14 protein-coding genes are annotated in these 12,525 nt (G+C 65.3%); 6 read left to right on the top strand and 8 right to left on the bottom strand.

Translation table 11 applies throughout. The features are described from left to right. The first annotated feature begins 20 nt into the window (after positions 1-20). Both ACI3EV_RS10275 and ACI3EV_RS10270 read left to right on the top strand, forming a co-directional pair. Positions 21-1,499: a glutamate synthase subunit beta gene (locus ACI3EV_RS10275; protein ID WP_337690113.1), complete on the top strand. Its 1,479-nt coding sequence runs from the start codon at positions 21-23 to the stop codon at positions 1,497-1,499. A gap of 174 nt (positions 1,500-1,673) precedes the next feature. After that, positions 1,674-1,844 carry a hypothetical protein gene (locus ACI3EV_RS10270; protein WP_018714553.1) on the top strand — a complete coding sequence of 57 codons (171 nt, stop codon included), beginning with the start codon at positions 1,674-1,676 and terminating at the stop codon, positions 1,842-1,844. A 98-nt stretch (positions 1,845-1,942) separates the two neighbouring features. Here ACI3EV_RS10270 and ffh read toward each other — a convergent pair whose 3' ends face one another. Next, positions 1,943-3,376 (bottom strand): signal recognition particle protein, encoded by a 1,434-nt coding sequence (ffh, locus tag ACI3EV_RS10265; protein ID WP_337690114.1) that lies wholly within the window; start codon positions 3,374-3,376, stop codon positions 1,943-1,945. Positions 3,377-3,485: 109 nt separating this feature from the next. On the opposite strand from ffh, the gene ACI3EV_RS10260 reads away from it, so the two are divergent. The 4 genes from ACI3EV_RS10260 to ACI3EV_RS10245 all read left to right on the top strand — a co-directional run bounded on the left by ACI3EV_RS10260 (position 3,486) and on the right by ACI3EV_RS10245 (position 5,799). After that, the gene (locus ACI3EV_RS10260; protein ID WP_329769387.1) at positions 3,486-4,316 is read left to right on the top strand and encodes a cytochrome c biogenesis protein CcsA; all 831 of its coding nucleotides are present in this window, start codon (positions 3,486-3,488) and stop codon (positions 4,314-4,316) included. Positions 4,317-4,353: 37 nt separating this feature from the next. Next, complete coding sequence (locus ACI3EV_RS10255) at positions 4,354-4,602, top strand: PP0621 family protein (RefSeq protein WP_329769385.1); 249 nt, start codon at positions 4,354-4,356, stop codon at positions 4,600-4,602. After that, the gene (gene ampD, locus ACI3EV_RS10250) at positions 4,599-5,198 is read left to right on the top strand and encodes a 1,6-anhydro-N-acetylmuramyl-L-alanine amidase AmpD (RefSeq protein ID WP_405197989.1); all 600 of its coding nucleotides are present in this window, start codon (positions 4,599-4,601) and stop codon (positions 5,196-5,198) included. Before ACI3EV_RS10255 ends, ampD begins: the two co-directional genes overlap by 4 nt. 136 nt (positions 5,199-5,334) lie before the next feature. Further along, positions 5,335-5,799 (top strand): histone, encoded by a 465-nt coding sequence (locus ACI3EV_RS10245; protein WP_329769383.1) that lies wholly within the window; start codon positions 5,335-5,337, stop codon positions 5,797-5,799. A 7-nt stretch (positions 5,800-5,806) separates the two neighbouring features. Here ACI3EV_RS10245 and ACI3EV_RS10240 read toward each other — a convergent pair whose 3' ends face one another. From ACI3EV_RS10240 to mpl, 7 genes are all read right to left on the bottom strand, one after another. Beyond that, positions 5,807-6,712 carry a carbohydrate kinase family protein gene (locus ACI3EV_RS10240; RefSeq protein WP_329769382.1) on the bottom strand — a complete coding sequence of 302 codons (906 nt, stop codon included), beginning with the start codon at positions 6,710-6,712 and terminating at the stop codon, positions 5,807-5,809. A 71-nt stretch (positions 6,713-6,783) separates the two neighbouring features. Beyond that, the gene (gene prmA / locus ACI3EV_RS10235) at positions 6,784-7,695 is read right to left on the bottom strand and encodes a 50S ribosomal protein L11 methyltransferase (protein ID WP_337690118.1); all 912 of its coding nucleotides are present in this window, start codon (positions 7,693-7,695) and stop codon (positions 6,784-6,786) included. Between the two features lie 60 nt (positions 7,696-7,755). After that, positions 7,756-9,105, bottom strand: coding sequence for an acetyl-CoA carboxylase biotin carboxylase subunit (accC, locus tag ACI3EV_RS10230; protein ID WP_337690120.1), 1,350 nt, complete (start codon positions 9,103-9,105; stop codon positions 7,756-7,758). A 93-nt stretch (positions 9,106-9,198) separates the two neighbouring features. Beyond that, positions 9,199-9,666: an acetyl-CoA carboxylase biotin carboxyl carrier protein gene (gene accB / locus ACI3EV_RS10225; protein ID WP_337690122.1), complete on the bottom strand. Its 468-nt coding sequence runs from the start codon at positions 9,664-9,666 to the stop codon at positions 9,199-9,201. 204 nt (positions 9,667-9,870) lie between these two features. Further along, positions 9,871-10,458, bottom strand: coding sequence for a TlpA disulfide reductase family protein (locus ACI3EV_RS10220; protein WP_329769377.1), 588 nt, complete (start codon positions 10,456-10,458; stop codon positions 9,871-9,873). A 45-nt stretch (positions 10,459-10,503) separates the two neighbouring features. Beyond that, positions 10,504-11,094 (bottom strand): hypothetical protein, encoded by a 591-nt coding sequence (locus tag ACI3EV_RS10215; protein ID WP_329769376.1) that lies wholly within the window; start codon positions 11,092-11,094, stop codon positions 10,504-10,506. 3 nt (positions 11,095-11,097) lie between these two features. Further along, a complete protein-coding gene (gene mpl, locus ACI3EV_RS10210; protein WP_329769374.1) occupies positions 11,098-12,516 on the bottom strand; it encodes a UDP-N-acetylmuramate:L-alanyl-gamma-D-glutamyl-meso-diaminopimelate ligase in 1,419 nt (472 codons plus the stop codon). Positions 12,517-12,525: the final 9 nt, after the last annotated feature.

Genomic DNA, 12,525 nt, shown 5'->3' with positions numbered 1-12,525 from the left:
TCAGATAACGGAAGACGATCATGGGAAAAATCACTGGATTCATGGAATATGAGCGGCTGGAAGAGGGCTACCGTCCGGTCAAGGAACGGCTGAAGCACTACCGCGAATTCGTCATCGGCCTGGATGATGCGCAGGCGAAGCAGCAGGCGGCCCGCTGCATGGACTGCGGCACGCCGTTCTGCAACAGCGGCTGCCCGGTCAACAACATCATCCCGGACTTCAACAACCTGGTCTATGCGCAGGACTGGCAGGATGCGCTGGAAGTGCTGCACAGCACCAACAACTTCCCGGACTTCACCGGCCGCATCTGCCCGGCTCCGTGCGAGGCCGCCTGCACGTTGAACATCGACAAGTCCCCGGTCGGCATCAAGTCGATCGAGCACGCCATCATCGATCGCGGCTGGGACAACGGCTGGGTGGTGCCGCAGGTGGCGGCGCAGAAGACCGGCAAGAAGGTTGCCGTGATCGGCGGCGGCCCCGCCGGCATGGCGGCGGCACAGCAGCTGGCGCGTGCCGGCCACAGCGTCACCGTGTTCGAGAAGAACGACCGCATCGGTGGCCTGCTGCGCTATGGCATCCCCGATTTCAAGCTGGAGAAGTCGCATATTGACCGCCGTATCGCGCAGATGCAGGCCGAAGGCGTGGAATTCCGCACCGGCGTGCTGGTGGGCGACTGGCCGGCCGACAGCAAGGTCACCAACTGGGCCAAGGACAGCATCAGCGCCAAACAGCTGCAAAAGGACTTCGATGCCGTGCTGCTGACCACCGGCAGCGAGCAGAGCCGCGACCTGCCGGTGCCGGGCCGCCAGCTTGATGGCGTGCACTTCGCCATGGAATTCCTGCCGCAGCAGAACAAGGTCAATGCTGGTGACAAGCTGGCCAGGCAGCTGCGCGCCGATGGCAAGCACGTGATCGTGATTGGCGGTGGCGATACCGGCAGCGACTGTGTCGGCACCAGCAACCGCCACGGCGCCGCCAGCGTGACCCAGTTCGAGCTGCTGCCGCAGCCGCCCGAGGAAGAAAACCGCCCGCTGACCTGGCCCTACTGGCCGCTCAAGCTGCGCACCAGTTCCAGCCACGACGAGGGCTGTACGCGTGAATTCGCCATCGCCACCAAGGAATTTGTCGCCGGAACCGGCAAGGACAAGGGCCGCGTGGTGGCGGTCAAGACGGTGCGCCTGGAATGGCAGGACGGCAAGCCTACCGAAGTACCGGGCAGCGAGGAAACCCTGGCAGCCGACCTGGTGCTGCTGGCGATGGGCTTTGTCCATCCGGTGCCGACCGTGCTCAAGTCCTTCGGCGTCGAGGCCGATGCGCGCAACAACGCACGCGCCACGACCGACGAGCAGGGCGGCTACGCCACCAGCGTGCCCGGCGTGTTCGCTGCGGGTGACGTACGCCGTGGCCAGTCGCTGGTGGTCTGGGCGATCCGTGAAGGCCGCCAGGCGGCACGTGCGGTGGACCAGTACCTGATGGGTGCCAGCGTACTGCCGCGCTGATCGATCCGGCATCTCCCCGGCCCAGACAGCCCCTGCTCCGCAAGGAGACAGGGGCTGTTTGTCGTGGTGCTGTCGGCCTGATCCGACACGCGGATCAGCGCTGCGCCGATGGCGGACTGCCATGCCGACGACCAGAATGAAGGCCATGCAACAAACACACAAGAGGAGGTTGCCATGTCTTTCGTTCTCTACATGATCGGTTTCCTGATCTTCATTGGCGGTCTGGCCTGGGGTGCCTCTGTCGCCGGCGTGCCGGAGATGTACATCATCATCGGTGCCGTGACCCTGTTCGGTCTGGGTATCCTGTCGGCCGTGGCCCGCACCCGCGCCAAGGACCCCAATTAAGGGCAGGCACAGGAACCAGCCTGCCAGCAGAAGCAGGCCCTGAAAACAGCAATGGCTCCGCACTGACGGAGCCATTGGCTTTTGGAGGTTAGAGGCGCTTAGCGCGGCAGACCGCCCCCGGGCGGAAAACCCCCTGGCGGGAAGCCTCCCGGCGGCAGGCCACCGCCGCCACCAAACATGCCGCCCAGGCCTTTCATGCCGCCCATGCGGCGCATCATCTTCATCAGGCCGCCGCCCTTCATCTTCTTCATCATGTCCTGCATCTGCTCGAATTCCTTGAGCAGACGGTTCACATCCTGCACCTGCACGCCGGCACCGGCGGCAATGCGGCGCTTGCGCGTCGCCTTGATCAGCTCGGGCTTGCTGCGCTCCTGCGCCGTCATGCTGCAGATGATGCCTTCCTTGCGCTTGATGTCCTTCTCGGCGCGATCCATGTCGGTCTGCGTTGCCTTGGCGGTGAGCTGCGTCGGCAGCTTTTCCATCAGGCTGGACAGGCCGCCCATCTGCTTCATCTGCTGCAGCTGGCCCAGGAAGTCGTTCAGGTCGAAGTTGTCACCCTTCTTGACCTTGGCGGCGAGCTTCTGTGCCGCTTCCATGTCGACGCCGGATGTGACCTGCTCGACCAGCGCCACGATGTCGCCCATGCCCAGGATGCGGCCGGCGTGGCGTTCGGCATCGAACTGCTCCAGACCGTCCATCTTCTCGCTGACGCCGGCAAACTTGATCGGTGCCTGGGCAATCTGGCGCACCGACAGCGCCGCGCCACCACGCGCATCACCGTCGAGCTTGGTCAGCACCACACCGGTCAGCGGCAACACTTCCTTGAAGGCACGCGCCGTGTTGGCCGCGTCCTGACCCTGCATCGCGTCTACCACCAGCAGCGTTTCCACCGGGTTGATCGCCTCGTGCAGCGCCTTGATCTCGGCCATCATCGCTTCGTCGATCGCCAGGCGGCCGGCCGTATCGACCAGCAGCACATCGATATAGTGCTTGCGCGCGTAATCGAGTGCGGCACGCGCGATGTCTACCGGCTTCTGGTCCGGCGCACTCGGGAACCACTCGGCACCGACCTGCTGCGTCACCGTCTTGAGCTGTTCGATGGCGGCTGGGCGGTAGACGTCACCCGATACCGTCAGCACCTTCTTCTTGCGCTTCTCGATCAGGTGCTTGGCCAGCTTGGCGGTGGTGGTGGTCTTGCCCGCACCCTGCAGGCCGGCCATCAGGATCACCGCCGGCGGCTGCACCGACAGGTTCAGGTCACTGATGCCTTCACCCATGGTGGCGGCCAGCTCGCGGTTGACGATGCCGACCAGCGCCTGGCCCGGCTTCAGCGAGCCCAGCACCTCCTGGCCCATGGCCTTGTCCTTGACGCGGGCGATGAAGTCCTTCACCACCGGCAGCGCCACGTCGGCCTCCAGCAGGGCCATGCGCACTTCGCGCAGCATGTCGGAGACGTTGCTTTCGGTGATGCGCGCCTGGCCGCTCAGGTTCTTGACGAGGCGCGAGAGTTTGTCGGTAAGGGCAGAGGCCATGGCGGCGCTTTCGCTTTCAGAAAGGGGAGACAGGCAGGCGCAGCAAGGGCGCATGCAGAAAACATCCGCCTGCACACATGTGGTTCAGCGGAAAGGATACACTTTAGCCATGATTGTAGCCAGTGCCCAGTCCGCCGTCCCCTTGCTGTCGCTTGCCAGTGTGCTGGCCTATGTGGCAGCGGCGGGTGTCAGCCATGCGCGCCAGCGTCTCGGCCGTGGCGGCAGCGTGCTGCTGGCCGTGGCGGCGCTGTTGCACATGCTGGTGATTGCCCTCGGCCTGACACACCCGCTGCGTTTCGGATTTGGCCCGGCCTTGTCCATGACGGCGCTGCTCGCGCTGCTGGCCTATGCCATCGAAAGCCGCAACTACGCGCTGCAGCAGCTGCGCTGGCGGCTGGCCCTGATCGGCGCCGCCACCGTGCTGCTGGCCTGGTTGTTCCCTGGCCCGCAGCTGCCCTCGCCGGCGTCCGAATGGCTGCCGCTGCACCTGGCGCTGGGCGTGGCCTCCTACGGTCTGTTTGCCGTGGCCGTGCTGCACGCCTGGCTGATGTCGCGCGCCGAGCTGCGCATGCGCGACGGCCCGGCGCTGCTGCAGGAAGACAGCGCCACCGCCCCGACCATGCTGCCGCTGCTGACGCTGGAGCGATTGACCTTCCGCTTTGTCACGCTGGGATTCATCCTGCTGACCATCACCATCCTGCAAGGCTGGCTGTTTGGCGAGCAGCTCTATGGCCTGACCGGCGGCTGGCGCTGGAGTCACAAGACGATCTTCTCGCTGCTGTCCTGGCTGGTGTTTGCCGCCCTGCTGTGGGGGCGCTGGCAACTGGGCTGGCGCGGCCGCCGTGCCGTGCGCATGGTCTACGCCGGCGCCGGCTTGCTGCTGCTGAGCTATGTCGGCTACCACTTCGTGCTCGAGGTACTGCTGCGCCGCCTCGTCTGACCGGCTTGTCACGCAGTCCTGCGACAATCGCTCCATCATGAAATATCTGGTCGTTCTTCTCGTCATTGGCGTGGTGTTCTGGGTCTGGCGCCAAAACCGCAAGCAGGATATCCGCGAGGCCCAGGCGCAACAGCAGGCACCGCGCGTGCCCCAGGCCATGGTGCGCTGCGCCCATTGCGGCGTGCATCTGGCGCGCCAGGACGCGCTGCAGCAGTCCGGCCAGTGGTACTGTGGCCAGGAACATGCCACGCTGGCACAGCAGGCCGCCAGCAGGGATCGCGCATGATGGCCACCGCGCCCCTGTGGCAGAACGGCTGGTGCCGTCTGGCACAGCAGCAGCCGTCGCCCAATTTTGGTCCCCGGCCGACTGACGCGCAGATCGACCTGATGGTGGTGCATTCCATCAGCTTGCCGCCAGGTCAGTACGGTGGCCCGGAAATCCTGCAGCTGTTTGCCAACACGCTGGACTGGGACGCGCACCCGTATTTCCAGCAGATCCGCAGCCTGGAGGTATCCGCCCATTTCCTGATCCGCCGCGATGGCAGCATCTGGCAGTTTGTCAGTTGCGATGACCGTGCCTGGCATGCGGGCGCGTCCAGCTGGCGCGGCCGTGACAACTGCAACGACGACTCCATCGGCATCGAACTCGAGGGGCTGGAGGGCGAGCGCTTTGAACTGCCGCAATACGTGGCGCTGGCCGAGCTGGCGCAGGCGATCCGCCAACAGTATCCGCTGGCGCACGTGGCGGGCCATGAGCACATCGCGCCCGGGCGCAAGTGCGATCCCGGTGCCGGCTTTGACTGGCCGCTGCTGGCGCGCCTGAGCGGCTGGCCCGAGGCGATGTTCCCGCCGGGCGTGCTCGGCCAGGGCTGCGCGACCTGAGATGTATCCTATGGCGGCTGTGGTCACCACACTGCAATTTCGGCGCTGGCAGCAGGGGAACTGCTTGAAACTATTGCATCTGACAGCACTTGGTTCCATAATACAAAATTAAACCCTGCTGCTCAGGAGAGTCCCCATGGCTAGCGCCAAGAAACCGGCCGCATCCGCAACTGCAACGTCTTCCGCCCCTGCCGCACCGCGCAAGAAGCCGGCTGCGAAGCCGGCGGCTGTTGCTGCGGTCGTGACCGAGGCAGCCAGCATCGAGGCTCCGGTGAGCCAGCCGGCCGCCGCCAAGGCACCGGCCAGCCGTGCGCGCACGACGACTGCCAAGACTACGGCGGCAAAAACGTCGGCCACCAAGGCAAGCACCACCCGCAAGACGGCCGCCAAGCCGGCAGCCGAATCTGACACGGCGGTTGCCACCAGGCCCGCCACGGCCACGCGCAAGCGCGCCAGCAGCGCCAAATCCGCCACCAGCACCACTGCCTCCAGCCGTCTCAATGGCCAGACCGCTGCCGCCAGCGGTGGTGCCGCGCCCGTGGCACGCACCCGCATCAGCCCGCTGGGTACCTGGCCGTTCCCGACCGGTCCCAAGCCCTGAAGCCGGCTCAGTAGCCTGCCACTACCTGCGGATCGACCTGGTAGTTCTGCGGGCCACGGTGCGCGATCTTGAGCGCGCCCAGGTAGTTGCCCAGCTTCGCGCAGCGCACCAGATCCCAGCCCTGTTCCAGCCCGTACAGCAGGGCACCACGCCAGGCATCGCCACAGCCGGTCGGATCGACCACGGCAGCCGGCGTCACCGCCGCCACTTCGCGGCAGGCACCATCGACCCACACTTCACAACCTTGTTCGCCCAGCGTCACCACCAGGCCACGCAGCTGGCGTGACAGGGCTGCGCGGTCATAGCCCAGGCGTTCGCACAGCAGGTGCGCCTCGTAGTCGTTCACAGTAACCCACGTCGCCAGATCAACGAGTTGCTGCAGCTCCTCGCCATTGAACAGTGGCAGGCCCTGGCCCGGATCGAAGACAAAGGGAATGCCGGCGGCATGCAGCTGCTGTGCATGCTGTTGCATCGCTTCCTTGCCGTTGGGCGAGACGATGGCCAGCGTGATCGGCGTATCGGCCGGCACCGGGTTCAGATGGGCATGCGACATGGCGCCGGGGTGGAAGGCCGTGATCTGGTTTTGCTGCTGGTCGGTCATGATGGTGCACTGCGCGGTGTAGCAGTCCTCCAGTACGGCGACGTGCTCAGTGCTGATGCCGAGCTGGCGCAGGCGATCCAGGTAATGGCCACCGTCGCGGCCGACCGAAGCCAGCGGCAGCGGCGTGCCGCCGAGCTGCTTCAGCGCATAGGCAATATTGCCGGCGCAGCCGCCGTAATCGCTGCGCATCTGCGGTGCCAGAAAGGACACGCTGAGCTTGTCGATCTGCTCGGGCAGGATATGGTCGGCAAAACGGCCGCCAAACTCCAGGATGATGTCGATGGCGACGGAACCGGAAATCAGGATGGACATGGGAATCGGTAGGAATCAGGGACAGAAAAGCCGCTGGCAGTTGCCAGCGGCCGGAAAAAGGAGACGTGTGCTCAGGCAGGCTTGTGGCCGGTCATCAGGATCCAGCCGTCTTCCGCGTCAGCGACTTCCAGCTGGATGTAGGGCGCGTAGGCCTCTTTCAGCTCGTCGGCCTGGCGTTCCAGAATGCCGGCCAGCACCAGATGGCCGCCCGGCGCCACATGCGCCACCAGCAGCGGTGCCAGCACCTTGAGCGGCGTTGCCAGGATGTTGGCCAGCACAGTCTGGTAGCGGCCTTCGGCAGGATCGACCAGCTCCGGCAGGCCGGCATTCAGCTGCACATGGTTGGTGTCGGCGTTGATGCGCGTGGCTTCGACGGCGGCCGGATCGATATCCACCGCGTCGATCTCGACCGCGCCGAACTTGCCGGCGCCGATCGCCAGAATGCCGGAACCACAGCCGTAATCGAGCACGCGGCCCAGCTTGTGCGGCTCACCGGGGGCGCCATGGCGGGCAATCCAGCGCAGGCACATGCGCGTGGTCGGGTGCGTGCCAGTGCCAAAGGCCAGGCCCGGATCCAGGCGGATCAGCTGCTCGGCCTCGGCCGGCGGTTCATGCCAGCTCGGCACGATCCAGAACGTGGGCGTGATGTCTACCGGGGCGAACTGCGATTGCGTCAGGCGCACCCAGTCCTGGTCCGGCACATGCTGGATGCCGACCACGCGCGAATCGGCAAAAAAGTCCTGCAGCGCCAGCAGGCGCGCGGCTTCCTGCGCGGCGTCTTCGGCCGGGAACAGCGCGACCAGCAGCGAGCGCTGCCAGCCCTCGCGCGGAGCCGGCATGCCGGGCTCGCCGAACAGCGGCTGTTCGGCCTCGGTATGGGCATCGGCATCTTCTACCGAGACGCTGAGCGCATCCAGCGCGTCCAGTGCCTCGCACAGGGTCTCGACGTGGGTTTCCGGGCACAACAGGCGCAGTTCGTACATGGTGATGAATCCAGGGCAACAGGAAAAAGACCCGCACGTGGCGGGTCTGGCTTCAGGAGGTCAGCGTCCGCGCTGGTGCAACCATTCTTCCAGGTAATGGATGTTGGTGCCGCCTTCGCAGAACTTCGCATCCACCACCAGCTCGCGGTGCAGCGGGATGTTGGTGTTGATGCCTTCCACCACGGTCTCGTTCAGGGCGTTGTGCATGCGTGCCAGCGCCTGTTCGCGCGTGTCGCCGTGCACGATCAGCTTGCCGATCATGGAGTCGTAGGTGGGCGGCACGAAGTAGTTGGTGTAGACATGGCTGTCCACACGCACGCCCGGGCCACCAGCCGGGTGCCAGTGCGTGATGCGACCCGGCGAGGGGTAGAACTTGTACGGGTCTTCGGCGTTGATGCGGCACTCGATGGCGTGGCCCTTCATCTGGATCTGGCGCTGCGTGAACGGCAGCTTCAGGCCGGCGGCGACTTCGATCTGGGCACGTACCAGGTCGATGCCGGTAACCATTTCCGTGACCGGGTGTTCCACCTGCAGGCGCGTGTTCATCTCGATGAAGTAGAACTCGCCGTTCTCGTACAGGAATTCGAAGGTGCCGGCGCCACGGTAGCCGATCTTGCGGCAGGCCAGGGCACAGCGTTCGCCGATGCGCTCGACGGCGCGGCGCAGCAGGCCGGGGGCGGGTGCTTCCTCGATGATCTTCTGGTGGCGACGTTGCATGGAGCAGTCACGCTCACCCAGGAACACCGCGTTGCGATGCGTGTCGGCCAGCACCTGGATCTCGATGTGGCGCGGGTTCTGCAGGAATTTCTCCATGTAGACCGCGGGGTTGCCAAAGGCAGTGCCGGCTTCGGCCTTGGTCATGGCAACGGCGTTGATCAGCGCCGCCTCGGTGTGCACCACGCGCATGCCGCGACCACCGCCACCACCGGCGGCCTTGATGATCACCGGGTAGCCGATGCGCTTGGCAATGGCACGGATGGCGGCCGGGTCATCCGGCAGCTCGCCGTCGGAGCCGGGCACGCAGGGCACGCCGGCCTTGATCATGGCGGCCTTGGCCGAGACCTTGTCGCCCATCAGGCGGATCGATTCGGCGGTCGGGCCAATGAAGGCGAAGCCGCTCTGCTCGACGCGCTCGGAGAAGTCGGCGTTTTCGGACAGGAAGCCGTAACCGGGGTGGATGGCTTCGGCATCGGTGACTTCGGCGGCCGCGATGATGGCGGTCATGTTGAGGTAGCTCTGGGCCGAAGGGGCCGGGCCGATGCAGATCGCCTCGTCAGCCATCTTGACGTACATGGCGTCGCGATCGGCTTCGGAATAGACCATGACGGCCTTGATACCCATTTCGCGGCAGGCGCGCTGGATGCGCAGGGCGATCTCGCCTCGGTTGGCGATCAGGATTTTCTTGAACATCGTCGTGTCCTCACTGTTCAGGGGCTACGCAGCAGGCTGCGCGCAAAGGGATCGTGCAGGGGTGCCGGCGGTTCAGCGTCGGCACGGCGTGCATCACTCGATCACGAACAGGGGCTGGCCGAATTCCACGGCGTCGCCGTTGTCGCACAGGATCCTGGTCACGGTACCGGCCTTTTCGGATTCGATCTCGTTCAGGATCTTCATGGCTTCGACGATGCACAGGGTGTCGCCTTCCTTGACCGTGCTGCCGACTTCGACAAAAGCCTTGGCGCCGGGGCTGCTGGCGCGGTAGAAGGTGCCGACCATGGGCGACTTGATCTGGAAGCCGGTTTCTTCGGGGGCGGCTTCGGCGACAGGTGCGGCAGCCGGTGCAGCGGCTGCTACTGGTGCAGCTGCGGCCGGGGCAGTAGCGACCGGCATCATGACGGGCGCGTGGCCCTGGGCCATTTCGGGGCCACCCTTGACGATGCGGACCTTGCCTTCGGCTTCGGTGATCTCCAGTTCCGAAACGTTGGATTCGGACACGAGGTCGATCAAGGTCTTGAGTTTGCGTAGATCCATTATTGACCTTTCTTAGGGCGCGGAGCCCCTTGTTTGCTGGCATCAGTCAGTATTTTTGGCTGATCTGCGCCTAAATGCAAGATAAGTAGCGTTAACTACGTTTATACGACTGGGCCGGGGTGACGTTGGCCCGGGCCGCAAGACACTTCAGCAGAAGTGCGGAATGTATTGATTTTACGTAAAAATCCGTCAACTGTACGGATTTCACGAAAAAGCACGCTGGTGCCATTTCAGCAGCCGCGGCAAATCCAGCTGCCCGGTATGGGCTGCCAGCGCATTTCCCTGGGCGTCCAGCAGCAGGCTGAACGGCAGGCCGCGCGCCGTATTGCCGAGATCTCCAGCCAGCTCCATGCCGAGGCGGTTGCCGGCCAGGAGGACCGGAAACTGCACCGGCATGCGCTGCAGGAAGCGCTCCACGGCTTCCGGTTTGTCAACGGCGATACCGACGGTTTGCCAGCCTTTTGCTGCATTTTGCTGGTAGAAGGCGTCAAGAAGCGGCATTTCCTCGATGCACGGTGGGCACCAGGTGGCCCACAGGTTGATCAGCAGCGGCTTGCCCTGAAAGCTTTCCAGCGTGCGTGTGCCGATCTGGCCGGGCTGGGCAAATGCATGCGTCAGCCAGCGCTCCGGCACGCCAGCCACCGCTTCCGGTACCGGGGCCTGGCGCGGCCCGAACTGGCGCCATCCGGCTACGCCGGCCGCCCCTGCGGCGACCGAGGCCAGCGTCCAGCCGAGCCAGCGTCGGCGACTGCTGCTGGCCGTGGATGAGGTGTCGGTCTTGGAGTTTTGCATGGAAATGGCCTCAAAAGTAGGAAATTGCCAGACGATAAGGCGATTTCAATCCTGGTTGATCAGCTCGCGCAATTGGCTGGCGGTACCGCGCGGCTTGCGCTGCTGCTGGTCCAGCTGCAGCGAGCCCCGTTGGGCCAGTGTATCGTGTACCAGCAGATGCACGCCAATATCCTCCTGCAGCTCAGGGCTCCAGGCATGGATGCTCAGGGCATCGGCGTCGACACCACGCAGGCCGGCCACGCGGCTGGCCTCGTAGTCCACGCCTTCGTTGATCAGGCTGATCTCCACTGCTTTCGGGTCATCGCTGAACAGGTGCAGGTAGATATCGCTCAGGCGCGTGGCGGTGCCGTGCCACACTGCACCGGACACCAGCGGCTGGAAGGCCTGCAGGCGGTCCATCCACTGCAGCGCCAGCTCGCGCAGGGCCAGCAGCTCGGCTGGCTGGGTATCGGCGCAGAATACCGCCAGATACTCGCGCACGGCGGCTTCGACCAGGTCGTTGCCGGGCAGGGCGGTGCGCGCCGGGAGCTTGAGTTGTTTCAGCGCGCGCTGCTTGGCCGGGCCGAACTCCAGCCCTTCCTCCACCACCAGCCGGGCGGCGGCCTGGGCCAGTTCCTCGTCGAAACTGCCGGCCATGGCTCAGTTCCGGGCCTGCAGGGCGTCCAGCAGCTTGCCGTGGATGCCGCCAAAGCCGCCGTTGCTCATGCACAGCAGGTGGTCGCCGGGCTGGACCGCAGCCAGCACCTGCTGGATCAGCGTATCGATATCGCCGGCCACGCAGGCACGTTCGCCCATGGGCGCCAGTGCCTCTGCCGCGTTCCAGTCCAGGCCGCCGGAGTGGCAGAAGGACAGATCGGCCTGCTCCAGGCTCCAGGGCAGCTGGGCCTTCATCGTGCCCAGCTTCATGGTGTTGCTGCGCGGCTCGAAAATCGCCAGGATGCGTTCGCCCTGGCGGCCATCGCTGTCGAGCTTGCGGCGCAGGCCGTCCAGCGTGGTGCGGATGGCCGTGGGATGGTGGGCAAAGTCGTCGTAGAGCGTGATGTCGCCACCGTCACGCGCCACGCTGCCGCGCATTTCCATGCGGCGGCGCGCGTTGACAAAGCTGCCTAGTGCCTCGGCGGCGACTTCAGGGGCCACACCGACGTGGGCGGCCGCGGCAATCGTGGCCAGCGCGTTGAGTTGGTTGTGGGTGCCGGTCAGGTTCCAGCGCACGTGTGCCACCTGACGGCCCTGGTGCAGCACGGCAAAATCGTGCGGCTCGCCGTCGGCCACATAGTCGCTCACGGCGGTGCCGAAGGTCTGCACCTGGCTCCAGCAGCCCTGGTGCAGCACGCGCGTGATGCTCTCTTCCAGACCGTTGGCGACAATACAGCCGCTACCCGGCACGGTGCGCACCAGATGGTGGAATTGGCGCTCGATGGCAGCCAGATCGGGGAAGATGTCGGCATGATCGTACTCGAGGTTGTTGAGTACGGCGGTGCGCGGGCGGTAGTGCACGAACTTGCTGCGCTTGTCGAAGAAGGCGGTATCGTACTCGTCGGCCTCGATCACGAAGTAGCCGCGCGCATGGCCAGCCGGGACACTGCCCAGGCGCGCCGAGATGCCGAAGTTGAGCGGCACGCCGCCAATCAGGAAGCCCGGCTGCAGGCCGGCCTGCTCCAGCACCCAGGCCAGCATCGAGGAGGTGCTGGTCTTGCCATGGGTACCGGCCAGTGCCAGCACGTGCTTGCCCTGCAGCACATGCTCGGCCAGCCACTGCGGACCGCTGGTGTAGGGCAGGCCCTGCTCCAGGATCGCTTCCATCAGCGGGAACTTGGGGCTGCCATCATCGAGCCGGGCGCGGCTGACGACGTTGCCGACCACGTACATGTCGGGCTGGAGCGCGGTCTGTTCCGCGCCAAAGCCTTCGATCAGGTCGATGCCGAGCGCGCGCAGCTGGTCGCTCATGGGGGGATACACACCGGCGTCGCAGCCGGTGACCTTGTGGCCGGCCTCACGGGCCAGCGCGGCGACACCTCCCATGAAGGTGCCGCAGATACCGAGAATATGGATGTGCATGCGCTGATT

The sequence above is a fragment of the Allobrachymonas wangyanguii genome, assembly GCF_045055315.1.
GTDB classification, from domain to species: domain Bacteria; phylum Pseudomonadota; class Gammaproteobacteria; order Burkholderiales; family Burkholderiaceae_C; genus Brachymonas; species Brachymonas wangyanguii.
The sequence above is the reverse complement of the archived record's forward strand: the minus strand, read 5'-3'. Positions and strand labels throughout refer to the sequence as shown.

Excerpts from the sequence above, each read along its gene's own strand:
- ACI3EV_RS10275 (WP_337690113.1), top strand. The coding sequence starts at position 21 with ATGGGAAAAATCACTGGATTCATGGAATATGAGCGGCTGGAAGAGGGC.
- ACI3EV_RS10270 (WP_018714553.1), top strand. The coding sequence starts at position 1,674 with ATGTCTTTCGTTCTCTACATGATCGGTTTCCTGATCTTCATTGGCGGT.
- ffh (WP_337690114.1), bottom strand. The coding sequence starts at position 3,376 with ATGGCCTCTGCCCTTACCGACAAACTCTCGCGCCTCGTCAAGAACCTG.
- ACI3EV_RS10260 (WP_329769387.1), top strand. The coding sequence starts at position 3,486 with ATGATTGTAGCCAGTGCCCAGTCCGCCGTCCCCTTGCTGTCGCTTGCC.
- ACI3EV_RS10255 (WP_329769385.1), top strand. The coding sequence starts at position 4,354 with ATGAAATATCTGGTCGTTCTTCTCGTCATTGGCGTGGTGTTCTGGGTC.
- ampD (WP_405197989.1), top strand. The coding sequence starts at position 4,599 with ATGATGGCCACCGCGCCCCTGTGGCAGAACGGCTGGTGCCGTCTGGCA.
- ACI3EV_RS10245 (WP_329769383.1), top strand. The coding sequence starts at position 5,335 with ATGGCTAGCGCCAAGAAACCGGCCGCATCCGCAACTGCAACGTCTTCC.
- ACI3EV_RS10240 (WP_329769382.1), bottom strand. The coding sequence starts at position 6,712 with ATGTCCATCCTGATTTCCGGTTCCGTCGCCATCGACATCATCCTGGAG.
- prmA (WP_337690118.1), bottom strand. The coding sequence starts at position 7,695 with ATGTACGAACTGCGCCTGTTGTGCCCGGAAACCCACGTCGAGACCCTG.
- accC (WP_337690120.1), bottom strand. The coding sequence starts at position 9,105 with ATGTTCAAGAAAATCCTGATCGCCAACCGAGGCGAGATCGCCCTGCGC.
- accB (WP_337690122.1), bottom strand. The coding sequence starts at position 9,666 with ATGGATCTACGCAAACTCAAGACCTTGATCGACCTCGTGTCCGAATCC.
- ACI3EV_RS10220 (WP_329769377.1), bottom strand. The coding sequence starts at position 10,458 with ATGCAAAACTCCAAGACCGACACCTCATCCACGGCCAGCAGCAGTCGC.
- ACI3EV_RS10215 (WP_329769376.1), bottom strand. The coding sequence starts at position 11,094 with ATGGCCGGCAGTTTCGACGAGGAACTGGCCCAGGCCGCCGCCCGGCTG.
- mpl (WP_329769374.1), bottom strand. The coding sequence starts at position 12,516 with ATGCACATCCATATTCTCGGTATCTGCGGCACCTTCATGGGAGGTGTC.